19 protein-coding genes are annotated in these 24,558 nt (G+C 73.7%); 10 read left to right on the plus strand and 9 right to left on the minus strand.

Annotated elements, in window-relative coordinates; genetic code table 11:
* Positions 1–45 precede the first annotated feature (45 nt).
* A complete protein-coding gene (locus AB0B50_RS09745; protein WP_362328121.1) occupies positions 46–1,545 on the plus strand; it encodes a PLP-dependent aminotransferase family protein in 1,500 nt (499 codons plus the stop codon).
* 121 nt (positions 1,546–1,666) lie between these two features.
* On the opposite strand, the gene AB0B50_RS09750 is transcribed toward AB0B50_RS09745, so the two are convergent.
* Together AB0B50_RS09750 and AB0B50_RS09755 are read right to left on the minus strand one after the other, a co-directional pair.
* A complete protein-coding gene (locus AB0B50_RS09750) occupies positions 1,667–3,241 on the minus strand; it encodes a hypothetical protein (protein WP_362328123.1) in 1,575 nt (524 codons plus the stop codon).
* A gap of 37 nt (positions 3,242–3,278) precedes the next feature.
* Positions 3,279–3,473, minus strand: coding sequence for a hypothetical protein (locus AB0B50_RS09755; protein WP_018534760.1), 195 nt, complete (start codon positions 3,471–3,473; stop codon positions 3,279–3,281).
* Positions 3,474–3,763: 290 nt separating this feature from the next.
* Here AB0B50_RS09755 and AB0B50_RS09760 point away from each other — a divergent pair, with 290 nt between their 5' ends.
* The 5 genes from AB0B50_RS09760 to AB0B50_RS09780 all read left to right on the plus strand — a co-directional run bounded on the left by AB0B50_RS09760 (position 3,764) and on the right by AB0B50_RS09780 (position 9,631).
* Positions 3,764–4,156 (plus strand): ankyrin repeat domain-containing protein, encoded by a 393-nt coding sequence (locus tag AB0B50_RS09760; RefSeq protein ID WP_362328125.1) that lies wholly within the window; start codon positions 3,764–3,766, stop codon positions 4,154–4,156.
* Positions 4,157–4,458: 302 nt separating this feature from the next.
* Positions 4,459–5,877, plus strand: a complete 1,419-nt coding sequence (locus AB0B50_RS09765; protein ID WP_362328127.1) for a HEAT repeat domain-containing protein — start codon at positions 4,459–4,461, stop codon at positions 5,875–5,877.
* A gap of 264 nt (positions 5,878–6,141) precedes the next feature.
* Positions 6,142–7,266, plus strand: coding sequence for a glycosyltransferase family 1 protein (locus tag AB0B50_RS09770; protein WP_362328260.1), 1,125 nt, complete (start codon positions 6,142–6,144; stop codon positions 7,264–7,266).
* Positions 7,267–7,436: 170 nt separating this feature from the next.
* Positions 7,437–8,624 carry a glycosyltransferase gene (locus tag AB0B50_RS09775; protein WP_362328129.1) on the plus strand — a complete coding sequence of 396 codons (1,188 nt, stop codon included), beginning with the start codon at positions 7,437–7,439 and terminating at the stop codon, positions 8,622–8,624.
* Between the two features lie 164 nt (positions 8,625–8,788).
* A complete protein-coding gene (locus AB0B50_RS09780) occupies positions 8,789–9,631 on the plus strand; it encodes an SGNH/GDSL hydrolase family protein (RefSeq protein WP_362328262.1) in 843 nt (280 codons plus the stop codon).
* 25 nt (positions 9,632–9,656) lie between these two features.
* Here AB0B50_RS09780 and AB0B50_RS09785 read toward each other — a convergent pair whose 3' ends face one another.
* From AB0B50_RS09785 to AB0B50_RS09805, 5 genes are read right to left on the minus strand one after another with little or no spacing between them, the layout of a single operon-like run.
* Complete coding sequence (locus AB0B50_RS09785) at positions 9,657–10,526, minus strand: biotin-dependent carboxyltransferase family protein (RefSeq protein ID WP_362328131.1); 870 nt, start codon at positions 10,524–10,526, stop codon at positions 9,657–9,659.
* Positions 10,523–11,179, minus strand: coding sequence for an allophanate hydrolase subunit 1 (locus AB0B50_RS09790; RefSeq protein ID WP_362328133.1), 657 nt, complete (start codon positions 11,177–11,179; stop codon positions 10,523–10,525). The genes AB0B50_RS09785 and AB0B50_RS09790 overlap by 4 nt, the downstream gene beginning before the upstream one ends.
* On the minus strand, positions 11,176–11,940 hold the full coding sequence (locus AB0B50_RS09795; RefSeq protein WP_362328135.1) for a 5-oxoprolinase subunit PxpA: 765 nt from the start codon (positions 11,938–11,940) through the stop codon (positions 11,176–11,178). Before AB0B50_RS09795 ends, AB0B50_RS09790 begins: the two co-directional genes overlap by 4 nt.
* A gap of 53 nt (positions 11,941–11,993) precedes the next feature.
* Entirely contained in the window at positions 11,994–12,767 is a 774-nt protein-coding gene (locus AB0B50_RS09800; RefSeq protein ID WP_362328137.1) for a putative hydro-lyase, read from the minus strand.
* On the minus strand, positions 12,764–14,065 hold the full coding sequence (locus AB0B50_RS09805) for an MFS transporter (protein ID WP_362328139.1): 1,302 nt from the start codon (positions 14,063–14,065) through the stop codon (positions 12,764–12,766). Before AB0B50_RS09805 ends, AB0B50_RS09800 begins: the two co-directional genes overlap by 4 nt.
* A 146-nt stretch (positions 14,066–14,211) precedes the next feature.
* On the opposite strand from AB0B50_RS09805, the gene AB0B50_RS09810 reads away from it, so the two are divergent.
* The 4 genes from AB0B50_RS09810 to AB0B50_RS09825 all read left to right on the plus strand — a co-directional run bounded on the left by AB0B50_RS09810 (position 14,212) and on the right by AB0B50_RS09825 (position 22,270).
* Complete coding sequence (locus AB0B50_RS09810; protein ID WP_362328141.1) at positions 14,212–14,928, plus strand: GntR family transcriptional regulator; 717 nt, start codon at positions 14,212–14,214, stop codon at positions 14,926–14,928.
* A gap of 59 nt (positions 14,929–14,987) precedes the next feature.
* Positions 14,988–16,514 (plus strand): hypothetical protein, encoded by a 1,527-nt coding sequence (locus AB0B50_RS09815; RefSeq protein ID WP_362328143.1) that lies wholly within the window; start codon positions 14,988–14,990, stop codon positions 16,512–16,514.
* Positions 16,515–16,617: 103 nt separating this feature from the next.
* Positions 16,618–17,511, plus strand: coding sequence for a hypothetical protein (locus AB0B50_RS09820; RefSeq protein WP_362328145.1), 894 nt, complete (start codon positions 16,618–16,620; stop codon positions 17,509–17,511).
* Positions 17,512–17,602: 91 nt separating this feature from the next.
* Positions 17,603–22,270, plus strand: coding sequence for a hypothetical protein (locus AB0B50_RS09825; RefSeq protein WP_362328147.1), 4,668 nt, complete (start codon positions 17,603–17,605; stop codon positions 22,268–22,270).
* On the opposite strand, the gene AB0B50_RS09830 is transcribed toward AB0B50_RS09825, so the two are convergent.
* Positions 22,260–23,405 carry an aromatic ring-hydroxylating dioxygenase subunit alpha gene (locus tag AB0B50_RS09830; protein WP_362328149.1) on the minus strand — a complete coding sequence of 382 codons (1,146 nt, stop codon included), beginning with the start codon at positions 23,403–23,405 and terminating at the stop codon, positions 22,260–22,262. The genes AB0B50_RS09825 and AB0B50_RS09830 overlap by 11 nt on opposite strands.
* Positions 23,402–24,556 carry an N-methyl-L-tryptophan oxidase gene (solA, locus tag AB0B50_RS09835; protein WP_362328151.1) on the minus strand — a complete coding sequence of 385 codons (1,155 nt, stop codon included), beginning with the start codon at positions 24,554–24,556 and terminating at the stop codon, positions 23,402–23,404. The genes AB0B50_RS09830 and solA overlap by 4 nt, the downstream gene beginning before the upstream one ends.
* Positions 24,557–24,558: the final 2 nt, after the last annotated feature.

Here is a 24,558-nt window from a genome sequence, read left to right on the forward strand (position 1 = left end):
TGAGAAGCCAACCATGGCCAATTCGGGGAAGGTGGACTGGGAATCATGGCTCAGTGGACTTCGGCGATGGGCTCGGCGCAGCTCGCCCGGCTCCTCGCCTCCCAGCAGGACCGCCCCGCGGGCACCGGCACCCGCCGCCCGCCCGCCTACCGCGCCCTCGCCGACGGCATCCGGCTGCTCGTGCTCGAGGGCCGCGTCCCCGTGGCCGCGCGCCTGCCCGCCGAGCGCGAGCTCGCGGTCGCGCTTGCCGTCAGCCGCACCACCGTCGCGGCCGCCTACGAGGCGCTGCGCACCGAGGGGTTCCTGGAGTCCCGCAGGGGAGCGGGCAGCTGGACCGCCGTCCCCGCCGGAAACCCCCTCCCCGCGCGCGGGCTCGAACCGCTGCCGCCCGAGGCCCTCGGCTCCATGATCGACCTGGGCTGCGCCGCGCTGCCCGCGCCCGAGCCCTGGCTCACGCGTGCCGTCCAGGGGGCCCTCGAAGCCCTGCCGCCGTACGCCCACACGCACGGCGACTACCCCGCGGGCCTGCCCGCGCTGCGCGAGATGCTCGCCGAGCGCTACACCGCGCGCGGGATTCCCACGATGCCCGAGCAGATCATGGTGACGACCGGCGCGATGGGCGCCATCGACGCGATCTGCCATCTCTTCGCGGGCCGCGGCGAACGCATCGCCGTCGAGTCCCCCTCGTACGCCAACATCCTCCAGCTCATGCGCGAGGCGGGCGCACGCCTCGTCCCCGTCGCCATGGCCGAGGGGCTCCAGGGCTGGGACATGGACCGCTGGCGCCAGGTCCTGCGCGACGCGGCGCCCCGACTCGCGTACGTCGTCGCGGACTTCCACAACCCCACGGGCGCGCTCGCGAGCGAGGACCAGCGCAGGCAGCTGGTCGAGGCGGCCCGCTCGGCGGGCACCGTCCTCGTCGTCGACGAGACGATGAGCGAGCTCGGGCTCGACGCCGATCTCGAAATGCCGCGCCCCGTCTGCGGGTTCGACCCCGCCGGCTCGACCGTGATCACGGTCGGCTCGGCGAGCAAGGCCTTCTGGGCGGGCATGCGGATCGGCTGGGTGCGGGCCGCCCCCGACGTGATCCGCAGTCTCGTGGCGGCGCGCGCGTACGCCGATCTGGGCACCCCCGTCCTGGAGCAGCTCGCCGTGAACTGGCTCCTGAACACCGGCGGTTGGCAGGCCGCCGTGGACGTGCGCAGGGAGCAGGCGAGGGAGAACCGCGACGCGCTGGTCGCCGCCGTACGCCGTGAACTGCCCGACTGGGAGTTCGAGGTGCCGAGCGGCGGCCTGACGCTGTGGGTGCGCACCGGAGGGATCTCGGGGTCGCGGCTCGCCGAGGTGGGCGAGCGCGTGGGGGTGCGGGTTCCTTCGGGGCCGCGCTTCGGAGTGGACGGCGCCTTCGAGGGGTATGTGCGGCTGCCGTTCACCGTGGGCGGGGCCGTGGCCGAGGAGGCGGCGGTGCGTCTTGCCGCGGCGGCCCGGCTCGTGGCGACGGGCGCCGGCGCGGGTGCGGAGGTCGCGCACCCGTTCGTCGCCTGACGCCCGTCTTCCTGAGGCCCGTCTTCCTGAGGCCCGTCTTCCTGAGGCCCGGCTTGCTGGGGTCTGTCGTGCAGGGGTCTGTCTTCTTGAGGTCTGTCTTTGTTGATGCCCCTCTACGGAGTCAGCTCTCCGCGGGGACCGGCTCTGCTTCCGTGGCCTCTTCCGCGGCGTCCGTCGCGTCCGCCGGAGTGGTCCGCTCCGGCAGCAGCTCCATGACCGCCCGACGGTGCGCCTCGCTGGTCGCGTCGTCGTACGGATCGGGCGTCGCGGGCACCTGGAGGCGGTGGACCTGCCCCGTGCCGAGCCGGGCGTAGCCGCGGCCGGGCGGGACGTCCGAGGTGGGCGTCGTGTGGGGCGGCGCTCCGAGGACCTCCTCCAGCTGGTCGGGCGTCGCGGGGCCGAGCACCACGCGCGCGCGTGTGTGCTGGCGCACCGGGTCGATCAGCGCGTCCAGGGCGTCCAGCTGATCGGCCACCACGACCGTCACATTGGCCGCCCTGCCGTGCCGCAGGGGGACCTGCAGCAGTGACTGGGGGTCCCTGCGGCCGTCGGCCGCGGCGAGGTGGCCGAGCGCGCTCGGGCGGTCGAGGAGGATCCACAGGGGGCGCTTGGTGTCCTCCGGCGGCGGGTGGCCCGCCTGCCGGGCCCGGTTCGCGGAGATGAGCCTGCGCTCGGTCTCGTGCGCCGCCCATTCGAGGCTCGCGAGGGCCCCGGCGAGCCCGCACTCGATGGCCAGGACGCCGTCGCGGCCGGTCAGGCAGGCGTAGTCGCCGGTGCCGCTGCCCTCGACGACGAGGACATCGCCGTACTGAAGGGCCTGGAGGGCGATGGAGCGCATCAGTGTCGTCGTGCCGCTGCCCGGCTGGCCCGCGATCAGCAGATGGGGTTCGGTGGAGCGGATCCCGGTGCGCCACACGACGGGGGGCACGTCGCGCTGTTCCTCGCCGTCGGTCACCGGGAGCGTGCGCTGGACGCCGGTCCCGTCGGTGAAACCGAGGACGGTCTCTCCGGGAGCGGTGACGAAGCGCTGGGCGGCGATGTCGGTGGGCAGCGGGGGCAGCACCGTGACGGTGAGCTGGTTGCCCTCCTCGTCCCACACGAAGTGGTACTCGCGGCCACGGCCCGCCTTGGCGTGCAGCAACTGCTCGATCCGCGCGCGGGACTCGGCCTCGCCGTCCGTGAAGTACGCGGGGTAGCGCACCACGAGGCGGGAGACGCGGCCGGTGTCGTCGAAGTCGTATTCGGTGAAGGCCTTGTCCCATTCGCCGCCGTGCGCGAAGAGCGGGGCGGGGTCCTCGGGGACCGAGAAGTAGGGGACCAGCGCTTCGTAGAGGGACTGCAGCCGCTGCACCTGCGCCTCGTCGGGGCCGGTCGGCGCGGGCGCCGTGCGCTCGCGGCCCGTCCACGCGGCCGCCGCCATCAGGGAGATGAGCGCGAGCAGCGGCCCGTAGGGGACGAGCGCCACGACCAGGACCACGGAGGCCACCAGGAACAGCAGCGGCCCGCGCTTGTCCTTGGGGGTGTCGGCCCACTTGCGCCGCCCGGCGGCAGCCAGCCGGCGCAGTCCGCGGGTGATCGTGATCAGCGGATGGAGAACGTCGGTGGCGCTGTCGGCTGCCGACCGTGCCAGCTCCCGGCTACGGGCGATGGGGGCGGTGCCGTTGCTCAGAATGCGGGGGAGTGGGCGCCTGGCCACGTGGGTCTCCTGAAGGTGCGTACGAAAGGCAGGGGCGTCAGAACTTGATCCCGCCGAGGAGGCTCGCCAGGCTCGCGCCGCCGGCCTTGATGCTCGGGGCGATGGCGGTGCCCGCGAGGTAGAAGCCGAAGAGCGCGCAGACCAGCGCGTGCGACGCCTTGAGGCCGTCCTTGCGGAAGAAGAGGAAGACGATGATTCCGAGCAGCACGACGCCTGAGATGGACAGGATCATGAGGGTTCTCCTGGTTGATGGGGACAGTCACCATGAGTTCTTCCAGGCTCACAGCATGTATCCATACGATAAAAGGTGCAAATGGGTTAATTTCCTGAGATTTCCCCCGAATGGCAGCGGTTTGCTGGGCCGCTCGGGAGCGGGTTCGGGCGGTCTCCCGCACCCTTCGTGATCTTTGCCTCGGCCGGGCCGGGTCATGTACCGGTGGGGGCAGTACCCTGTCGATTCACTCGTACGGCTGCACAACGCGCCGCACCGCGGCAGCGCACCACAGAAAGGCGGACGCCCTCATGAGCGAAGCCCCCGACCCCGAGGTCGTGGAGTTGGCGACCAAGATCTTCGATCTGGCACGCCAGGGCGACGCCGCGGCGCTCGCCGCGTACGTGGACGCGGGCGTTCCGGCGAACCTCACGAACGACAGCGGTGACACGCTGGTGATGCTGGCGGCCTACCACGGGCACGCCGAGGCGGTCCGCGCCCTGGTGGCCCGCGGCGCCGACGTGAACACCGCGAACGACCGGGGACAGACGCCGCTCGCAGGGGCCGTCTTCAAGGGCGAGAACGATGTCGTCCGGGCTCTCCTGGACGGCGGCGCGGATCCGGCCGCGGGCATGCCGTCGGCGATCGACACCGCCCGGATGTTCGGAAAGGCGGAGCTGCTTCAGCTGTTCGGGACCGCCTGAGCGGGGTACCTGACCAGCAGCGACGGGGGCGCTGGAAATGTGGTCGCGGCGGACATGACCGCCGGGTCATCATGACGACGTGATTCACGGACACGACGGCGGGGCAGGTGTTGCCGCACCGCGTGGACCGTGAGCGGCCCGCCCCCGGACCTCCCGTCCGGGATCCCACAGGGCCACCGACGAGAGGCAGAGGAAGATGGTCTTCGACAAGCAAAAGACGGCGGGCGGCCCGACGTGTTGGCGCACGGCCAGGTAATGCGTGATTCCCGGTTGCGTCGACGCTTGATGTGAGGCTGTTTCCCATGTTCGATCCGGTCATAGCGCCCAGCGGTACGCTGCTCGGCCTGCTGCAGCGGGGCCGCGGCGACGGCACGCTGCACGCACTCACCGCACCACGGTCCGAGGCGCTCGCCGCCCTCGACCACTGCGTGCTCAACGATCCCCGCCACGACTGGCAGGTCGAGAACCGCTCGCTGTACTACGCACGGCTCTACCTCGACCTGCACGGCGGGCTCCACGAGATCGAGCGGCACCTGTTCGATGCCGAGGACGTCCTTGACACGGACGACTCGCGCACCGGACTCGCCCTCGCCGTCCTCGGCCACCTCGCCTCGTACGGCAGGCAGGACGCCCTCGACCTCCTGCGGAGGTACGCCGCCTTCGGCGCGAACTGGGCCTGGGCCCTCGACGAGCTCGCGCTGCGCGACGACGACGCGGGCCTGCGCGCCCTCGCCGCCCCCGTCCTCGCCAGATTCACTCCCGACGCCGAGGGCGAGGCCGAACTGGCCGCCGCCGTCCGCGACGCCTACGAACCCAGGCCCTGGCGACTGTGGGAGGAGGACCCTCGGGCCGATATCGGCGCCCGCGTGCGTGCCGCGCGGGAACAGGGCTCCTTCGACCGCTGGCAGCGCCAGATGCGGCCTTCGGGGCCACGCCCCGGCTGGAGCGTCCAGGCCGTCTTCGACTGGGCGCAGGAAGGCCTTGAGCGCGGCACCGTGCTGCATGTGCCGGCCGCCCGCTGCCTGAGCGCGGTCGCAGGTCCCGAGGACAGGCCCGAGATCGTCGAGGCCGCCCGCGGCGGCTCCGACGGGGCGCGCGGCACCGCCTTGCGCTACCTGGCCGACACCCACGATCCCGACGTCCTCGACCTCATCGAGTACGCCGTGGAGAGTCCGTCACAGGTCGTGGTGGACGCCGCGACCGACGCCTTCGAACGCATGCGGAGCGTCGCCGCCGTCGAGCGCGCCCGACGCTGGGCCTACCGCCCCGACGCCCTCGGCGCCGCCGCCGGACGCATGCTCGCCTGCAGAGGCGGCGCCCAGGACAGCAAGCTCGTCCTCGCCGCGCTGCGCGAGGCGGTCCGCGGCGAGGGGCCGGACGCGCCCACCCTGTGGACCCTCGTCGACGGCGCGGGACGCCTCGGCATCGCCTGTGCCGCCCCCGTGCTGCGGCACGTCTACCGGGAGACCGCGTCCTCCCATCTCCGCGGCCGCGCCGCCCGCGCGCTGGCCGCCACCGACCCTTCCTTCGCCGCGGGCTTCGCCGTCGAGTGCCTGTGGGACTGCGAGGAGTCCACCCGCGAAGTCGCCGCACGGCACGCCGAGACCGGAGACGCCCGTGTCGTCAACCGGCTCAGGAGGCTCGCCGCGGACCCCGCCGAGGAGGACGAGGTACAGACCGCGGTACGGAGCAGAATCGGGCCCGACGCGCCCGCCGTATAGCCCCGGGCCCCGGATGCGGGGCACCGCCCCTTGCGCCGCGCCCGCCTTGTGACGGGCGCGGAGGGGAGCGTTCATCGGGCGAAGGCTCGTGAGGCGAGGGCCTGTGAGGCGAGGGCCCGTGAGGTGAACGCCCGTGAGGCGAAGGCTCGTAGGGCGAGCGCTCATGAGTCGAACGCTCATGGGACGTTCCTCGTCAGGAAAGATCCACGTTGACGCGGCCACGCCCCGCACGACGACAACACCGGTATGCGAGTCAACACCGGTATGCGTGTCGTCATCGTCACCGAATCCTTCCCACCCGACGTCAACGGCGTGGCGCACTGCGCCGCCCAGACCGTGCGGCAGCTCGCCGCGCGCGGTCACCACGCCCTCGTCGTTGCCCCGGCCACCGCGGCCGGGGTCGCCGACGACAGCGCGGCGCCCTGTCCCGTCGTCCGCGTCCCCTCCCTTCCACTGCCCGGCTATCCGCATGTCAGGATCGCGCTGCCCAGCCGCAAGGTGGCCGCGGCGCTGACCGGGCACCGGGCCCAAGTCGTCCATCTGGCCAGCCCGTTCGTGCTCGGCGTGCGCGGCATGGCGGCCGCGGCTCGGCTGGGGATGCCCGCCGTCGCCGTCTACCAGACCGACCTGGGCGGATACGCCCGTACGTACATGGGGGCGGGGGAGTCCGCCGCCTGGCGGCGCATACGTGCCGTCCACGCCGCCGCCGACCGCACCCTCGCCCCGTCCTCCGCCGCGCTGGGCGATCTGGTGGCGCGCGGGGTGCCGCGGGTGCGGCTGTGGCCCCGCGGGGTGGACGCCGTCCGCTTCCGGCCCGGCCTGCGGGACGCCGACCTGCGGCGTGAGCTGGCACCGGGCGGCGAGGTGATCGTCGGATACGTGGGGCGCCTGGCTCCGGAGAAGCGGGTCGACCTCCTTTCCGGAGTGTGCGGCCTGCCGGGCGTGCGCGTGGTCGTCGTGGGCGACGGGCCGAGCGAGGGTTCGGTGCGGGAAGCCCTGCCCGGGGCGCTGCTCCTCGGGCGCCGCACGGGTGACGAACTCGCCCGGATCTTCGCCTCGTTGGACCTCTTCGTGCACACCGGCCCCTTCGAGACGTTCTGCCAGACCGTGCAGGAGGCCATGGCCAGCGGGGTGCCGGTGATCGCTCCCGCGGTCGGCGGACCGCTGGACCTCGTCGAGCACGGCAGGACCGGAGTCCTGGTGCCGCCGGGCGACGTGGTCGCGGTGCGCGACGCCGTACGGATCCTCGCGGTCGACCCGGGCCTGAGGGCGGCGTACGGGGCCGCCGGGCGCGCGGCCGTCGCCGGTCGGTCCTGGGAAGCGGTGGGGGAGCAGCTCATCGGGCACTACGAAGAGGTCCTTGCGGCGCGGACGTTGGTGGCGGCGTGAGGGCATCGGGGTTCGAGGGGGCGGGCGGCTCGGGTGGTTCGAGTGGCTTGCGTGGCTCCGGTGGCTCGGGCGGCTCGGGTGTTTCAGGCGGCTCGGGCGGCTCGGGTGTGGCCGTGCGGTCAGGAGGTGCTGGGGCGTCTTTGTGGCGGGGCGGTCCGGAGGGCACCGGGGTGGCTTCGCTGCGGGAAGGGGCGGGCCCGTTGCGGATCGTGCGGATCGCCAACTTCGTCGCGCCCTCCTCCGGCGGACTGCGCACCGCCCTGCGGGAGTTGGGGCGCGGCTACCGCGCGGCCGGGCACGAGCCCCTGCTGATCGTGCCCGGCGAGCGGGCCTCGGTGCGGGACGGCGAGCAGGGGCGCGTCCTGACCGTGCCGGGGCCGCTGGTGCCCGGTGCCGGCGGCTATCGGGTCCTCGCGGACCGGCGCCGGGTCGCCCGGCTCCTGGAACGCCTCGCGCCCGACCGCCTGGAGGTCTGCGACCGCACCACGCTGCGCTGGACCGGCGCGTGGGCCAGGCGGGCCCGCATCCCCGCCGTGATGGTCTCCCACGAGACGGCGGACGGGGTCCTGCGGACCTGGGGCCTGCCGGCCGGGGCCGCCCGGCGTGCGGCCGACGCCCTCAACTCCCGTACCGCGCACGCCTACGCGCGCGTGGTGTGCACCACGCGGTGGGCCGAGCGGGAGTTCCTGCGGATCGGTGCCCGCAATGTCGTACGCGCTCCACTCGGCGTCGACCTCGTGCGCAGTCACCCGGGGCTGCGCGATCCGCGCGTACGGGCCCTCCACGCGCGCGTGGACGAGGTGCTGCTCGTGCTGTGCTCCCGTCTCTCCGTCGAGAAGCGTCCGGGCACCGCCCTCGACGCGCTGGAGGAGCTGCGGGGGAGCGGGGTGCGGGCCGTCCTCGTCGTCGCGGGCGACGGTCCGCTGCGGGGCCGCCTCGAACAGCGGGCGCGGGAGCGGCGGTTGCCGGTGACGTTCCTCGGCCATGTCGCGGACTATGCCGAACTCGGCGCGCTGCAGGCCTCGGCGGACGTGTGCCTGGCACCGGGGCCGTGCGAGACGTTCGGGCTCGCCGCCCTGGAAGCCATGGCGTGCGGCACTCCTGTGGTGGCCAGCGCCTCGTCCGCGCTGCCGGAGGTGGTGGGCGGGTCCGGAGCCGCGGCGCGCGACACGGGGGAGGGCTTCGCGCTCGCGGTGCGGGCCCTCCTCGCCCGCCCGGAACACGCGCGGCGCGGTGCGGCACGCGCGCGTGCGGAGCGGTTCGGGTGGGACGCGGCGGTCGCGGCCTTCCTCGCGGCACACGAGGCCTCACCAGGGGGCCTCGTACGGAACGGAGACGAGACGGAGGACTTCGCGTGAGGGGGACGGCTGTGCAGGAGACGGAAGTGACGGTGTGCGGGAACACCGGGGTAGAAGTGCCCTTCCGGTCGAACACCGGGGTGGAGGTGCCCTTCCGGTCGAACACCGGGGCGGAGGTGCCCTTCCGGTCGAACACCGGGGTGGATGCGGCCTTGCCGTTGAACATCGGGGCGGATGTCCCCTTCCGGTTCGTGGCGCTCGGGGACTCGCTCACCGAAGGGGTGGGGGATCCCGTGGGCGGCGCGTGGCGGGGATGGGCCGCTCTGCTGGCCGAGGGGATCGCCGGGGACGACGCGCCCGTGGAGTTCCACAACCTCGCCGTCAGCGGGGCCCTGACCGTCGACGTGCGGGAGCGGCAGCTGCCCGCCGCGCTCGCACTGCGGCCCGGCCTCGTGTCCGTCGTCGTGGGCGTCAACGACACCTTGCGGCACACCTTCGACATCCATGACGTGGCCGCCCGCCTCGACGAGGTCTACGCGGCCTGCGCGGCGCAAGGCGCCGTGCTCCTGACCGCCTGTCTGCCCGATCCCGGCGCGATGCTCGGCCTGCCCGGCGCCCTGGCCCGGCCACTGGCCCGCAGGCAGCGCGAGGTCAACGCCGTCGTCCACGCGCTCTCCGAGCGGTACGACGCCGTCCATCTGCACGCCGCGGAAGGCGACTTGGCCGCCGACCGGGCCCTGTGGAGCGCGGATCGGCTGCATCCGGGCGAGCGGGGCCACCGCCTCTTCGCGGCCCGCTGCCACGGGCTTCTCGTGGCGCGGGGCCTGGCCACCGGGGCGGCGCCCGCGTGCGAGCCCGAACTGCCGCCGCCCACCCGGTCGGCGAGCCTGTGGTGGCTGGCCACCGCGGGCACGGGCTGGGTGGTGCGCCGCTGCACCGATCTGCTGCCCCAGCTCGTCGCCCTGGCGGCCGACGAGGTGCGGCACCAGGTGAGGGGCACCAGCGCCCGCCTCGACCACGGTTCCTCGCGCGCGGTGGCGTCGGCGCTCGCCGCACTCGCGACCTGACGGCGGCGCCGCAGTCAGCGCTGCGTCAGCGCCTTCCGGCGCCGACGAAACGTACCGGAGTTCCCGGCCGTGCCTGGGCCGCCGCGGCGAGGTCGGCCTCCCGGACGACCGCCACCACCGGATACCCCCCGGTGGTCGGGTGGTCGGCCAGGAAGACGACGGGTCTGCCGTCCGGCGGCACCTGGACGGCGCCCAACACCATGCCCTCGCTGGGGAGTTCTCCCGGAAGCGCCCGGTCCAGGGCGGGGCCTTCGGTGCGCAGCCCGATGCGGTTGCTCGCCGAGGACACCTGGTACGCGCGCGTGGTGAGCGTGCGCAGCGCCGACGCCGTGAACCAGTCGGCGCGCGGTCCGAGTGTCACCCGCAGCACCAGCTCCCGGGGCGGCGCCGGCTGCGGAACGGCGTCCACGCGTGCGTGCGTGCCGTCGGGGCGGCCCAGCGGCAGCACGACCCCGTCCACGAGCGGCGCGGGCCCGAGTCCGGAGAGGAGGTCCGTGGAGCGGCTGCCGAGCACCGGGTCGACGGTCACGCCACCGTCGAGCGCGATGTAGCTCCGTACTCCGGAGACAGCGGTTCCGACAACCAGGAGCGCCCCCGCAGGCACGCGGACCGGTGCGCCCCAGGGGGCGGGACGGCCGTCCACCGTCACCGGGCAGGGCGCGCCCGTGACCGCGACCGTCACGGGGCGGCGCGGGCGAACGGCACAGCCGTTGACGGTGGTCTCCAGGACGGCGGCGTCGGGCCGGTTGCCCACCAGGCGGTTGGCCAGGCGGGCCGCGGGCGGGTCCAGGGCACCGGAGCGGGGCACCCCGAGATGCGCGTGCCCGGGGCGCCCCAGGTCCTGCACGGTGGTCAGCGCGCCGGCCCGCACGACGGCGAAGGCACGGTCGGTCATCGCGACTCCGGAGCCGAGCGTGCGGGAGTGGACCCCGAAGGCGCGGTGTCCGCCACGAAGCGGACACGCACCCCGGGCGACAGCAGCGCGGCCGGCACGCGCGCGTGGTCCCACAGCACCACGTCCGTCGAGCCGATCAGCTGCCAGCCGCCGGGCGAGGCGCGTGGGTAGACGCCCGTGTACGGACCGGCCAGAGCGACGCTGCCCTCGGGGACGGCTGTACGGGGCGTGGCCCTGCGGGGCACCTCATAGCGCCCCGGCAAGCCGGTCAGATAGCCGAAGCCGGGCGCGAAACCGCAGAAGGCGACGCGGAATTCGGCCGACGAGTGGATCCGCGCGACCTCGGCCACGGGCACCCCCCAGTGCGCCGCGACGTCCGCGAGGTCGGGACCGTCGTACCGCACCGGGATCTCCAGGACGGCCTCCGCGCGCGCGGGCAGCGGCGGCACCTCCCAGCCGGGCAGCTCCGCCCCGACCCGGGCGGGCTCGTCGAGGCCGTCGAGGAGCACCGTGCGGGCCGCGGGCACGATCTCCCGTACCCGCAAGGAGCCCGTCGCGCGGCGGCGCAGCAACTCGGCGTGGAGCGCCTGGGCCTCGGCGCCGTCGGCGAGTTCGACGAGCAGGGCCCGGTCGCCGACCGGCAGGGCCCTCATGCGAAGGCCGCCACGCGGACGCCCGCCGACTCCAGCTCGGCCCGCACCCGGCGGGCCAGACCCACCGCCCCCGGAGTGTCGCCGTGCAGGCACAGGGACTGCGCGCGAACGGCGATCTCGTGGCCTCCGAGGGAGGTGACGACGCCGAAGCGGGCCATGCCGACGGAGCGTTCGACGACGGTGCCCGCCTCCGTGAGGACCGCTCCCTCGCTGCCGCGTGGAACCAAGGTGCCCTCTTCGGTGTAGGCGCGGTCCGCGAACGCCTCGGTGACGACCGGGAGTCCGGCCTTCTCCGCCACGGCGAGGAGACGCGACCCCGGCAGTCCCAGAAGGGGCAGCGAGGCGTCGGCGAGCAGCACGCCGTCGACGACCGCGCGGGCCTGCTCCTCGTCGTGGACGACGCGGTTGTAGAGCGCGCCGTGCGGCTTCACGTACGACACGCGCGTGCCCGCCGCCCGCGCGAACACCTCCAAGGCGCCGATCTGGTACGCCACTTCGGCCGCGAGCTCCGCGGCGGGCACGTCCATGGCGCGCCGCCCGAAGCCCGCCAGGTCGCGATAGGAGACCTGCGCGCCGATCCGTACTCCGCGCTCGGCGGCGCGGTCGCACACCCTGCGCATGGTGGCCGCGTCCCCGGCGTGGAACCCGCAGGCCACATTGGCGCTGGTGACGACGGACAGCAGCTCCTCGTCGTCGGTCAGGCGCCAGCGGCCGAAGCCCTCGCCGAGGTCGGCGTTGAGATCGATGGAGGCGGTGTTCATGTGCGTAGGTCTCCCGTGGTTCTCGAGGCGTGGCGTCCTGTCCGCGGTGCTCCTCACGCCACGCGGTACTGCTCGTCCCTGGCGTCGGTGACGAACATCCGGCCCGGTGCGTGCGTGATCGCGAAGGGCGGCCGCGACGCCATCACCGCGGCCTGCGGTGTCACCCCGCACGCCCAGAACACCGGGATGTCGTCCGGTTCGAGGGTCACCGCGTCGCCGAAGTCGGGCCGGTCCAGGTGCTCGATGCCGAGCCCGCCGGGGTCGCCGCAGTGCACAGGGCTGCCGTGCACCGCGGGCATCAGGGCGCTCTCGCTGATGGCATCGGCCAAGTGCCGGGGCGGCACCGGGCGCATCGACACCACCATCGGTCCGTGCAGGCGGCCCGCGGGGCGGCAGGGGCGCCCGGTGACGTACATGGGGACGTTGCGGCCCTGCTCTATGTGGCGCAGCGGGACCCCGGCGTCGGCCAGCGCCCACTCGAAGGTGAAGCTGCAGCCGAGGAGGAACGTCACGAGGTCGTCGCGCCAGTGGCCGACGACGTCCCTGGGTTCCTCGGTCAACTCGCCGTGCTCCCACACGCGGTAGAGCGGCAGATCCGTGCGGAGGTCGGCGCCCGGGGCGAGCGGCGTCGTCCATGAGCCGGCGTCCGTGACGTCGAGCACGGGGCAGGGCTTCGGGTTGCGCTGGCAGAACAGCAGCATCTCGTACGCCCAGTCGGCGGGGACGGAGATGAGGTTGGCCTGGGTGAAGCCGGGCGCCCACCCCGCCGTCGGGCTCGTGTCGCCCGCACGGAAGCGCGCGCGGGCCTCCTTGGCGCCGTGCGTCACAGGAGCTCCCTTCCGCGCGTCTCGGGGAGGCCGAGCAGGGCGAGGACGGCGAGGCCGTAGCCCACGGCTCCGAAGACCAGCGCTCCGCCGACGCCCCAGCTGTCGGCGAGGAAGCCGACCATGGTGGGGAAGACGGCGCCCACCGCGCGGCCCGTGTTGTAGGTGAAGCCCTGGCCCGTGCCGCGCACGGCGGCCGGATACAGCTCGCTGAGGAACGAACCGAAGCCGCTGAAGATCGCCGACATGCAGAAGCCCAGCGGGAAACCGAGCACAAGGAGGAGGCCGTTGGCCCCGTCCGGGATGTTCGTGTACGCCAGGATGCAGGCCGCGGAGAGGAACGCGAACAGCGTGATGTTCCGCTTGCGGCCGAGCTTGTCGGTGAGATAGCCGCCGGTCAGATAGCCGATGAAGGCGCCGGAGATCAGGAAGGCGAGGTACCCGCCGGTCCCGACGACGGTGAGGCCGCGATCGGACTTGAGGTAGGTGGGCACCCAGGTGGCCAGCGTGTAGTAGCCGCCCTGCACGCCCGTGGACAGGAGCACCGCGAAGAGCGTGACGCGCAGCAGGCCCGGCTTGAAGATGGCCGTGAACGACCCCTTGTCGGCGCTCTTGCGCCGCTCCTCCGCGGCCTCGGGGGCGTCGTGCACATTGCGCCGTACGTAGATCACGAGCAGCGCGGGCAGCGCGCCGGTCCAGAACATCACGCGCCAGGCGATGTCGTCGTCCAGGAACTGGAACACCAGGGTGTAGACGATCACCGCGAGACCCCAGCCCACGGCCCAGGAGCTCTGGATCGCGCCCAGCGTGCGGCCGCGGTTCTTGGCGCTGGCGTACTCGGCGACGAGGATCGCGCCGACCGCCCACTCGCCGCCGAAACCGAGGCCCTGGAGGGCGCGGAAGACGAGCAGCGTCTCGTAGTTGGGCGCGAAGCCGCAGGCGACGGTGAAGACCGCGTACGTGATGACCGTGATCATCAGCGCCTTGACGCGGCCGATCCGGTCGGCGACGACGCCCGCGACGGCGCCGCCCACGGCGGAGACGACGAGCGTGACGGTGGTGAAGAGCCCGGTCTGGCCGCTGTCGAGGCCGAAGTAGGCGGCGAGGGCCACCATGCTCAGCGGCAGCGTGAAGTAGTCGTACGAGTCGAGGGCGTAGCCCCCGAAGGCGCCGGCGAAGGCGCGGCGGCCCCGCGGGCCGAGGGCCCGCAGCCAGCCGAACGCGCCGGTGTCGTCGGGGAGTTCCTCCTTGCCGGGGCGTATCTCGGCCGGGGCCGTCTTGGGCGGTGGGGTCGTGCTCATGGGCACCTCGCAGGTGAGGGACAGAGGGTGCTGGAGCGGTCGTGGAGGGGTGGAGCGGTGAACCGTGCCCGACAACGTAGAGGATCGTTGAACGATCCCTCAATACCCATGTTGTCTCGTTCTTGCATCTGCGATTGAATCCGGGCATGGCGGAGGGGATGGGTGATGTGAACGGACTGGCCGACGACCGCGCGCTCCTCGGGCGCACCAGCACGGCCGAGCGGGTCTCGGACATCCTCAGGAGCCGCATCGCCGAGGGCTACTTCCCGCCCGGGACGCGGCTCTCGGAGGACAGCATCGGCGGCGCCCTCGGCGTCTCGCGCAACACCCTGCGCGAGGCCTTCCGGCTGCTCACGCACGAGCGGCTCCTGGAGCACCAGCTCAACCGCGGGGTCTTCGTGCGCGTGCTGACCGAAGCGGACGTGGTGGACATCTACCGCACCCGCTCCCTCGTCGAATGCGCGGTCGTCCGCGGACTCGGCACACCGCCGTACACGGTGGACGGACTCGCCGACGCCGTGGCGGAGGGGCGGCGCGCCGCGCGCGAGGCCGACTGGAAAGGCGTCTCCACCGCCAACATCCACTTCCATCGGGAGCTCGTCGCCCTCGCCGGGAGCGAGCGCACCGACGAACTGATGCGCAGCGTCTTCGCCGAACTGCGCCTCGCCTTCCACGTGGTGGACGACCCCCGGCGGCTCCACGAGCCCTACCTCGTCCGCAACCGGCAGATCCTCCAGGCGCTCCAGGAGGGGCGGCGCGACGAGGCCGAGACGCTGCTCGCCGAGTACCTCGACGACTCGCTGCGCGGGGTCGTCGACGCCTATGCGGCGCGCGTCGCCGACGGCGAGCGGACCGGCGCCTGAACCCTGCCGGGTCTGCGCCGTTTCGACCGTTGTCAGACCGAGGACCTAGTCTGTGCACCGTGACTTCGCCTGCCGTTACGGACACCGCTCCGCCCCAGCTCAGCGCGGGGCCGCGGCCCGCTCTGGGCCCGGCCGCCGACGAGGGCCTGGCGCGCCGCCTGCGCGCCCTCGCCTGCACGGCTCCGCTGCACGACCTCGACGTGCGCAAGGCCAACCTCGCGGGCGAGTACTCGGTGTACGCGATGGCGGAGGTGGCCCTCTCCGCCATCGACCTCGTCACGCTCAACATGGACTTCGACACCGGCGCCGACCACGAGCAGATCGTCACCAGGCTGCTCCCGCGCGTCGCCGCCCAGGCCCCGCAGCGCCCGGCCGCCGAGCACGAGCGCGTGGCCCGCTGGGTCCTGGAAAACCTGATCAACGTCGGCAGCGTCGACCGCGGCTTCCGCGCCGTGTACGGCACGTTCGCGCCGGATGGGACGTATGTCCGAAGGGACTACGACTTCAAGCTCCTCGAAGAGGTCCCCGGCTACGGCGGCAGTGTCTACCTGCGCACCACCGACGAGGCGGTCAACGTCCTGGTGGGCGCCCTCGACACGGACGTGACCAGCGCCCAGATCGCCGCCGAGGTGAAGCTGGAGGTGCTGATCAGCCGCGGCAGGCTCGCCGACGCCCAGCTCGCCGCCGAGCAGGCGCGCTATCGGACCGTGCAGTACTCGGAAACGCTGCGCAAGGCCCTCGACGCGACCCGGCGCAACGTCCGCGCGGTGGACTGGCTCCAGGCCGTCCCCGACATGATCGCGGAGGCGCTCGACCACGTCGCCGACCGCTACCGCCACGAGAACGCCATCCTGACCAACATCCGCAAGGCGCGTGACGAGTCCGAGGACCCGGAGCAGAAGCGCCGCGCGGCCGAGCTGGTGGACATCGTCAAGGACTGCATCCGCCGCCACACCCAGCTGCAGTCCCGCCTCCTGGAGGCAGGCCCCCTGTTCCGCGCCGAGCAGGACCGGCAGGCCTTCGCCACCCCCACCGCGCGCGCGGGCCTCGATCTGTACGGGCAGCTCGTCGCCCCGCTCCTGCCGCTCCCCGCCGAGCAGGCGATCCACGTGACGGACGCCTTCTTCGCGCGTGGGACCGGCCTGCGCACACCGGTCTCCGTCCGTGTGGGCGACCTCGTCGACATACTGCTCACCCCGCCCATAGAGCGCGAGCACCTCGGCGCCGAGATGCCCGAGCCCGACCTCATCGCCACCCCGGACGACAGCCGCTTCAGCGAGGAGCAGCTCGCGAGCGCCATGGAACTGCTCGACCTGCCGTCGGACGCCCCGCGCCGCCTGTCCGGACTGCTCGCCGAGGCCCGCGACCGCGACCCCGAACTGCCCTACCTGGTGGCCCTGCTGGCCGTGCACGCGGCCAGCCCGCCGGTCGGCACCGCCTACCGCCAGGGCGAGGAGAAGCTGCTCTTCGCCGTGGACGACGGCACCGAGCTCGACGACGAGGAGTTCGGCGGCGCCGACCTCATCGTCGGCACCGCCCTCCTGGACGCCGTCGGGATGGCGGCCGACCGGACGGAGGCCGCCTGATGCCCACGAGACCGCACGCCATGACGCCGGGCACCCCCGGGAACGTGACGCCGGGCACCCCCGAGTACGTACGACCGATCCACCGCCGCAAGGAGCACACGCCGTGACCGACCACCCCGCAGAGCACGCCGCGTGGGGCGAGCCGGACTCCACCGCGGCGCCCGCCGCCACCGCGCCCGTCACCCCGGCCGACGCCGCCGACGCCGCGCGGCTCGTCGCCTTCGGCCTGCAGCCCAAGCTCCAGCCCGCCCGCGACCAGGAGTACGCGGAACTCCTCCGCCGCTACCGCGAGGACCCGCCCTTCGCGCGCCTCGCCGACGCCGTCGCCGCGGGGCTCGGCCTCGTCGTCCTGGAGGTGTCCCCGCGCGCGGGCATGGCCGTGACCGCCGCCGAGGACTCCGTCTTCGCCGTGCGCATGGGCGACTACGCCCGCCGTGCCGCGACCGACTCCACCGACCGCTTCCTGCACGGCCTCGCCCATCTCGCCGTCGCCGCCATGGCGTTCCCGCGCCCCGAGGACCTCGCCGACGACGGATACATCGGCCGCGTCACGGTCAACGGAGTCGACGCGTTCGTGCGCCAGGCCTGCCGCCGCCTGGAGGAGCGCGCCGAGGAACAGGGCGAGAACACCGACCCGACCACCGATGCCCCCGGCCTCGAAGCTGCCTGGCGGATCTGGGCCAGGCGCAGCTCGACCGGCGCCACCAAGGACGCCCGCCGTCTCGCCGGATCGACCACCGGCATCATCGGCAAGGCCGTCGCTTTCCTCACCGACTCCGGGTTCCTGCAGCGCACGGGGGACGACTCCGGAGGCACGTACCGCACCACGGCCCGCTATCAGCTCCAGGTCCGCGACATGGCGGGCAGCGCGGCCATGGCCGAACTCCTGGAGCTCGGCGTCGTGCCGGTCACCGACGGCTCGGCGACCCTGCTGCCGCCCGAAGACCCCGACGACCTGGAGCTGGCCGCCGACGCGGGGCTGCCGTTCCACTCCTGACGCCGCCCGCGTCCCGGCAGGCCGCCCCCTAGGCCCCGCCTCCCCTCAACTTCCTGCCGTTCCGCACGACTTACGACGAGAGTCCGCCGCCATGTACGAGCTGTCCCGGGTCCGCCTCTACTCCATCGGTCCGGCCGGTGCGCGCTACGCCGACACCGTGCTCGATCTGCGCGGCGTGGGCGCCGAGGTGCCCGATCCCGCGCCCACCCAGGCGGAGTTCTTCGAGGACGAGCCGGTCGGCCCGCCGCGCCGCCCCGCGCCCGCAGGTGTGCTCTTCCTGGAGAACGGCGGAGGCAAGTCCGTCCTGCTCAAGCTGATCTTCTCGGTGATGCTGCCGGGGCACCGAAACACCCTCGGCGGCGCCAGCTCCGGCGTGCTGCGCAAGTTCCTGCTCGCCGACGACTGCGGGCACGTCGCCCTGGAGTGGCAGCACACCCTCACCGGCGAGTGCGTGGTCGTCGGCAAGGTCAGCGAATGGCGCGGCCGGCAGGTCTCCAACGACCCGCGCAAGTTCGCCGAGGCCTGGTACTCCTTCCGGCCGGGACCCGGTATGAGCCTGGACTCGCTGCCCGTCGCCGAGTCCACCGCCGTGCGGCCGTCCGTGGAGGGCGCGTCGGGCGCCCAGGGGAGGCGGCGCACCATGAAGGGCTTCCGCGACGCCATGACCGAGGCGGTCAAGGCATACCCCCACCTCGAAGTGCACTGGGAAGAGATCCACGACCGCTGGAACGAACACCTCGGCGACCTCGGCCTCGACCCCGAACTCTTCCGCTACCAGCGGGAGATGAACGCCGACGAGGGCGAGGCGGCCGGTCTCTTCGCCGTGAAGAAGGACTCCGACTTCACCGACCTGCTGCTGCGCGCCGTCACGGACACGCGCGACACGGACGGCCTCGCCGACCTCGTCCACGGCTTCGGCAACAAGCTCGGCCGCCGTGCCGAGCTGATGGCGGAGCGGGACTTCACCGCGGGCTCCGTCGACCTGCTCGGGCGCATCGTCGACGCCGCCGACACCCGGGCACGCGCGCGTGACGTGCACGCGGGCGCCGAGCGCCGCACCAGGACCCTGGCGCGCAGGCTCTCCGCGCGCGGCGTCGAGGAGCGGGGCCGCGCCGCCGACCTCGCCGAGCAGGTCACCGCCGCCGCCCACACCGTCACCGAGGCCGAGCGGGCCCGCGGCAAGAGCGCCCGGATCTCCGCCGAACTGGCCTACCGCCACGCCTCCTTGGCGCTCACCGTCGCCGAGAAGGCTGCCGCCGCCCAGCGCCGCGAGCTCGTCGAGGCACGCACGCTGCACTCCGCCTGGCAGGCCGCCGAGGCCGTGCTGCGCCACCGCGCCGCCGCCGACCGCTCCGCGCGCGTGGCCGTCGCGATCCGCGAGGCCGAGCGCGACGCGGCGCCCGCGCTCGCCGCCCGTGCCAAGGCCGCGTCCGACCTCGTGCGCGCCCTGCACACCGCCGCCGAAGGCGCCGAGAACCTCGCGAACGAGGAGGAGGAGCGCTCCGCCGCCCTCCAGGAGACCGGTGAGACGGCGCATCGCGATGCCACAGCCGCCGCCACCGAGGCCCAGCGCGCCCGCAGTGAGGTGGGGCACCTCAAGCAGCGCCTGGCAGAGGTGGAGCAGGAGACCGCGGAGGCGGTGCGCGCGGGCTGGATCGACGACACCGCGCCCGACGCCGACCCGGCCCGCGCCGCGCTCGCCGCGAGCGACGCCGAGAAGACCACCGTCGCCGCCTGGGACACCGCGCGCGAGGCCGCGCGCCGGGCCGCCGACCACGCCAAGGAGGCGGCCGCGGCCGAGGCCCGCGCCGAGCTGACCGCGGCCCGCGCCTCGGACGCGGCGACCGCCGCCGAGGTCGCCCACGACGCGGAGTGCCGCGCCGCCGGTTCCATCGCCGGTGACCCGCGGATCGCCGAGCTGCTGAGTCTGCCCGGAGGCGGCAGCGGAGTGCCGCAGCCCCGCCAGGGAGCCGGGACCGGCGTCGAAGGAGCCTCCGGCGAGGCGGGCGGCTCGGGAGAAGGCGTCGGAGAGGGTGCCGGGGGAAGCGCCCTCTCCGTAGAGGAGTTGGACCGCTCCGCCGACGACCTGCGCACCCTCCTCGAAGAGGGCGTCGCCTCCGCCGAGCGGCAGCTGTTCGAGCTGCGCACCGCCGCCGCCGACGACTCCCGCATCCTCGGCGCCCTCGGTGACGGCGGCCTCCTTCCACCCGGACCCGACGTCCTCGCCACCGTGGAATTCCTCGGCGAGCACGGCATCCCCGCGCTGCCCGGCTGGCGCTATCTCGCCCAGGCCGTCGACCCCGCCGACCACGCGCGCGTGCTCGCCGCCAGGCCCGAGCTCGTCGACGGCGTGGTCATCACCGACCCCGACACGCACGCCCGGGCCCGCGACGCCCTCGCGGATGCCGCCCTGCTGCCCCGTTCGGCCGTCGCCGTCGGCACCGCCGCCGCCCTGCTCGCCCCCACCCCGGGCGAGCAGGCGGCGGACAGCGGCGTCTTCCTCGTACCGCCGAACCCGGCCATGCACGACGAGCACGCCGCCGACGAGGAGCGGCAGGCACTGCGGCAGCGCGCCGCACAGCGGGACGATGAGATCCGGGCGCTCGCCGTCCGCCTCGCCAAGGACCGCGAGCTCGCCGCCCGCCTGAACTCCTGGCGCGGCGGCTGCCCGAGCGGCCGCCTCGCCGAGCTCGCCGCCGCGGCCCGGGAAGCGCGCGCCTTCGCCGAGGAGGCCGAGGCCGAGCTGGCCGAGGCCCGCACCGCGCGCGCCGAGGCCGACGAGGCCGCAGGCGAGGCGGCACGCGTGCGTGACGAACGCCAGGAGGCGGCCCAGCGCGCCCGCCGCGCCGCCGACGCCCTCGCGGGCCTCGCGTTCCGGCTCCGTGAGCGGGCCGGCTGGCAGGCCAAGCTGCGCGAACTGGCCGACGACGCCGTCGAGTCCGAGGCCCGCGCCCAGACCTGCCTGGACCGCGCCCGCGCCGCCGACGAGGACCGCCGCGCCGCCCAGCGCGCCGCCGACGACGCCCGCCGCACCGCCCGCGCGCTGCGCGCCGAGCGTGCCGAGATCGCCGGGGCTCCCGAGGACGTACCGGAGGAGAGCGAGGCCCCCAAGGCGTCGCTGCCCGCCCTGCGCGAGGCCTACCGCGCCGCCTCCCAGCTCTACGAGAAGGTCGGTGTCGGCGCCGACCTCCGCGCCGAACAGGCCCGCGCCGAGAGCGACGAGAGCGCCGCCCTCGCCGAGCTCGACCGGCTCAGCAACAAGGTCCGCACCCGCGCCGCCCTGCTCCTCGAAGGCCCGGACGGCTCCGACGGCCCGTCCCGGCAGGCAGCCGCCGCGCGCGCGGAGGCCCAGGTCCAGCTCATCGAGGCCCGCGCCTCCACCGCCAGCGAGCAGCTCGGCCGGCTGCGCGGCGAGGCCGAGCGGCACGCCCCCGAGGACGGCGAGGCCCACACCGAGCTCCCCGAAGGCCTCGTCCCCGCCGACGCCGAGCAGGCCCAGGCCCTGCTGCGCACCGCCACCGGCGAACTGGCCGCGCACACCGAGGCGTTGAGCCGCGCCAAGGAGGCCCACGCCGCCCTGCTGCACACCCACCGCGTCACCGAGGACGCGGCCGGCGGCTTCGACGAGACCGCGGCCCTGCTGCGCGACCTCCTGCGCGAGCACCAGGAGGAGGAGGGCGAGGAGACCCCCGAGGCCTACCCCGGCTCCCTCGAAGAAGCACGCCAGTCCGCCGCCGAGGCCCGCCGCTCTTTGCGCGGCTGCGCCGCCGATCTGTCGGCCGCCGAGTCCGCCGTCCGCGAGGCCAGTGACATCCTCGTACGCCACGCGAACTCGACGCGGTACGAGCAGGTGCGCACCCCCGCCCGGCAGCAGATCCGCGAGCTGCCCGCCTCCGCGCTGCCCGAGCACGCCAAGAAGTGGGCCGACGCCTTCGCGCCCCGACTGCGCGTCCTCACCGACGAGTTGGAGCAGCTGGAGCGCAACCGCGACAGCATCGTCGACCGACTGCGGGGCCTGGTCGAGTCCGCGCTCGCGACCCTGAGGTCCGCCCAGCGCCTCTCCCGCCTGCCCGAGGGCCTGGGTGAGTGGTCGGGTCAGGAGTTCCTGCGCGTCCGCTTCGAGGAGCCCGACCAGGCCACGCTGGTCGAGCGGCTCGGCGAGGTCATCGACGAGGCCACGCGCGCGGCCGTCAAGAAGAACTCGGACATGCGGCGCGACGGAATGTCCCTGCTGCTGCGCGGAGTTCAGGCCGCCCTGGAGCCGCGCGGCGTCGCCGTCGAGATCCTCAAGCCGGACGCCGTGCTGCGCGCCGAGCGCGTGCCGGTCGGTCAGATGGGCGACGTGTTCTCCGGCGGTCAGCTGCTCACCGCGGCCATCGCCCTGTACTGCACGATGGCCGCCCTGCGCAGCAACGACCGGGGCCGCGACAAGCACCGGCACGCGGGCACGCTCTTCCTGGACAACCCCATCGGCCGCGCGAACGCGACGTACCTCCTGGAGCTCCAGCGGGCCGTCTCGGACGCCCTCGGCGTACAGCTGCTCTACACGACCGGCCTGTTCGACACGACCGCGCTCGCGGAGTTCCCGCTGGTCATCCGGTTGCGGAACGACGCGGACCTGCGGGCGGGCCTGAAGTACATCAGCGTCGAGGAGCACCTGCGTCCGGGCCTGCCGCAGCAGGACCCGGACGGCGAGACGGTGCACGGGGAGATCACGGCGACGCGGATGTACAAGCGGCCGAATCCGGTCACTCCGTAGCGAGCCGTTTCGTCAGCCACTCGTGGAACAGGCCGATGTGGTGCTCGGTCGGCACCAGCACCCCGCCCTCGCGGTAGGCGCGTGACGCCATCGCGGGCTGGGTGCGCTCGCAGGCCGCGAAGTCCTGGGCGTTGACCCGGTGGAAGAGCTCCACGGACTTCGCCAGGTCGGCTCCGGAGGCGACGACCTCGGGTGCGTACAGCCAGTCGCACTCGACGACCGTGCGGTCCTCGGCCATCGGGAACATCCGGTGCAGGATCACGTGGTCGGGGACGAGGTTGATGAACACGGTCGGCTTCACGGTGATCGCGTAGTAGCGGCGGTCCTGGTCCTCGGATACCTCGGGAAGGCGGCCGAAGCCCGCGCTGCCGTCGACCGTGAAGCCGCCGACCTCCTCGCCGAACGAGGCGCCGTGCCCGACGTAGTACTGGGCGGCGAACCCGTCCGCGAACTCCGGCAGGACATCGGTGAGTTCGGGGTGGATCGTCGCGCAGTGATAGCACTCCATGAAGTTCTCGACGATCAGCTTCCAGTTGGCGCGTACGTCGTACGTGATGCGCCTGCCGAGCGCGAGCCGCTCGGTTCCGTAATGCTCGATGGACGCCGCGTCGCCCAGGCGTTCGACCGCGGCGCCGATCACGGTCTCCTCGAAGGAGGGCGGCTCGTCGGCCAGGCACACCCAGGCATAGCCGAGCCACTCCCGCAGGGCCACCTTCACCAGGCCGTACGCGGCGCGGTCCACGTCCGGCATCTTCGTCAGATTGGGCGCGGCGACGAGGCGTCCTTCGAGGTCGTACGTCCATGCGTGGTACGGGCATTGGAGGGCGCGCCGCACCTGTCCTGACTCCTCGGTGCACAGGCGGGCGCCGCGGTGGCGGCAGACGTTGAGGAAGGCACGCAGCTCCCCGGTGCGCGACCGGCTGACCAGGACGCTCTCCCGGCCGACCGGAACGGTGCGGAAGTCGCCGGGTTCGTCGAGGTCGGCGGAGCGCACCGCGCAGAACCAGAGCGCCTCGAAGACGCGCTCCTGCTCCTGGCGGAAGATCTCCGGGTCGGTGTAGGAGGGGCCGGGGAGGGTCGCGATGAGACTCGGGGGCAAGGAGGGGCTCGTCGTCACGGTTGTCGTACTCCTCATACGGGCGCGGCCGTGAGCCGGCCGGGGTCGAACAGCTCGATGGGATGCCCGGTGGCACCGTCCAGGGCCAGGTCGGCGACGATCTCGCCGACCACGGGTACGAACTTGAACCCGTGCCCGGAGAAGCCGGCCGCGACGGTGACCGAGCCGGGGTGTGCCGGATGGCGTGCGATGACGAAGTGCTCGTCGGGGGTGTTGGAGTACATGCAGGTGGCGGCCTTGAGGAAGCGGCCGGGCAGGTCGGGGATCAGCCGCGCCACCTGTGCGGCCATCGCGGCGACCTCGTGGTCGTGGACCGTGCGTTCGATCGTCTCGGGGGTGCAGGGCGTGCCCTTGCGGAAGAAGGCGACCTTCGCGCCGAGGCCGGGCCCGTCGATGGCGGGGAAGCCGTACACCTGGACGCCCTCCGCGTCCTCCCAGATGTAGATCGGGTGGTTCTCCGGCCGGAAGGGCTCCACGCCGCCGGTGGGCTGGAACCAGTGCATGATCTGCCGCTCGATGGTGAAAGGCACCCCGAGATCGGTCAGCAGCCCAGGTGCCCACGCCCCCGGGCAGATCACCAACTGGCCCGCTGTGTAGACGTCTTCGGTGGTGTGCACGCGGACGCCGTCCCGGTACGGCTCCCAGTGCGTCATCGGCTCCTCGAAGTGCAGGTCGGCGCCTTGCCGGGTCGCCAGCTGGAGGTGCGCGGCCACGGTGTTCTCGGGGCGGACGAGGCCCGCCCGCGCCTCGTACAGCGCCACCTCGTCGTCGCGCGGCGTCAGTGTCGGGAAGCGGCGGCGGATCTCCTTGGCGTCGAGCATCTCGTGGGGCAGGTCCCAGCGCTCGGCCGAGAGGCGTGAGCCGGAGACCGTGCGGCTGTCGGGGCGGCCCAGCATCACACCGCCGCACAGGGTGGCGATGTCGCGGCCGGTGTCGCGTTCGAGGCGGTCGTAGAGCTCGTAGGCGCGCAGGAGCAACGGTACGTACGCGGGGTCCTCGAAGTAGGACTGGCGGGTGATGCGCGAACCGCCGTGGCTGGAGCCGCGGTTGTGGACCGGGCCGAACTTCTCCAGGCCGAGGACGCGGGCGCCGCGCGCGGACAGGTGGTGGGCGGCGGCGCTGCCCATGCCGCCCAGGCCGATCACGATCACGTCGTAGGTGGGGGACACGT

It is taken from the genome of Streptomyces sp. NPDC041068 (genome assembly GCF_040647455.1).
Lineage (GTDB): Bacteria > Actinomycetota > Actinomycetes > Streptomycetales > Streptomycetaceae > Streptomyces.

What these genes read in the sequence shown, in the direction of transcription:
- AB0B50_RS09760 (WP_362328125.1), top strand. Translation starts at nt 3,764, where the DNA reads ATGAGCGAAGCCCCCGACCCCGAGGTCGTGGAGTTGGCGACCAAGATC.
- AB0B50_RS09790 (WP_362328133.1), bottom strand. Translation starts at nt 11,179, where the DNA reads ATGAGGGCCCTGCCGGTCGGCGACCGGGCCCTGCTCGTCGAACTCGCC.
- AB0B50_RS09805 (WP_362328139.1), bottom strand. Translation starts at nt 14,065, where the DNA reads ATGAGCACGACCCCACCGCCCAAGACGGCCCCGGCCGAGATACGCCCC.
- AB0B50_RS09825 (WP_362328147.1), top strand. Translation starts at nt 17,603, where the DNA reads ATGTACGAGCTGTCCCGGGTCCGCCTCTACTCCATCGGTCCGGCCGGT.
- AB0B50_RS09765 (WP_362328127.1), top strand. Translation starts at nt 4,459, where the DNA reads ATGTTCGATCCGGTCATAGCGCCCAGCGGTACGCTGCTCGGCCTGCTG.
- AB0B50_RS09785 (WP_362328131.1), bottom strand. Translation starts at nt 10,526, where the DNA reads ATGACCGACCGTGCCTTCGCCGTCGTGCGGGCCGGCGCGCTGACCACC.
- AB0B50_RS09830 (WP_362328149.1), bottom strand. Translation starts at nt 23,405, where the DNA reads ATGAGGAGTACGACAACCGTGACGACGAGCCCCTCCTTGCCCCCGAGT.
- AB0B50_RS09795 (WP_362328135.1), bottom strand. Translation starts at nt 11,940, where the DNA reads ATGAACACCGCCTCCATCGATCTCAACGCCGACCTCGGCGAGGGCTTC.
- AB0B50_RS09745 (WP_362328121.1), top strand. Translation starts at nt 46, where the DNA reads ATGGCTCAGTGGACTTCGGCGATGGGCTCGGCGCAGCTCGCCCGGCTC.
- AB0B50_RS09770 (WP_362328260.1), top strand. Translation starts at nt 6,142, where the DNA reads ATGCGTGTCGTCATCGTCACCGAATCCTTCCCACCCGACGTCAACGGC.
- AB0B50_RS09755 (WP_018534760.1), bottom strand. Translation starts at nt 3,473, where the DNA reads ATGATCCTGTCCATCTCAGGCGTCGTGCTGCTCGGAATCATCGTCTTC.
- AB0B50_RS09810 (WP_362328141.1), top strand. Translation starts at nt 14,212, where the DNA reads ATGGCGGAGGGGATGGGTGATGTGAACGGACTGGCCGACGACCGCGCG.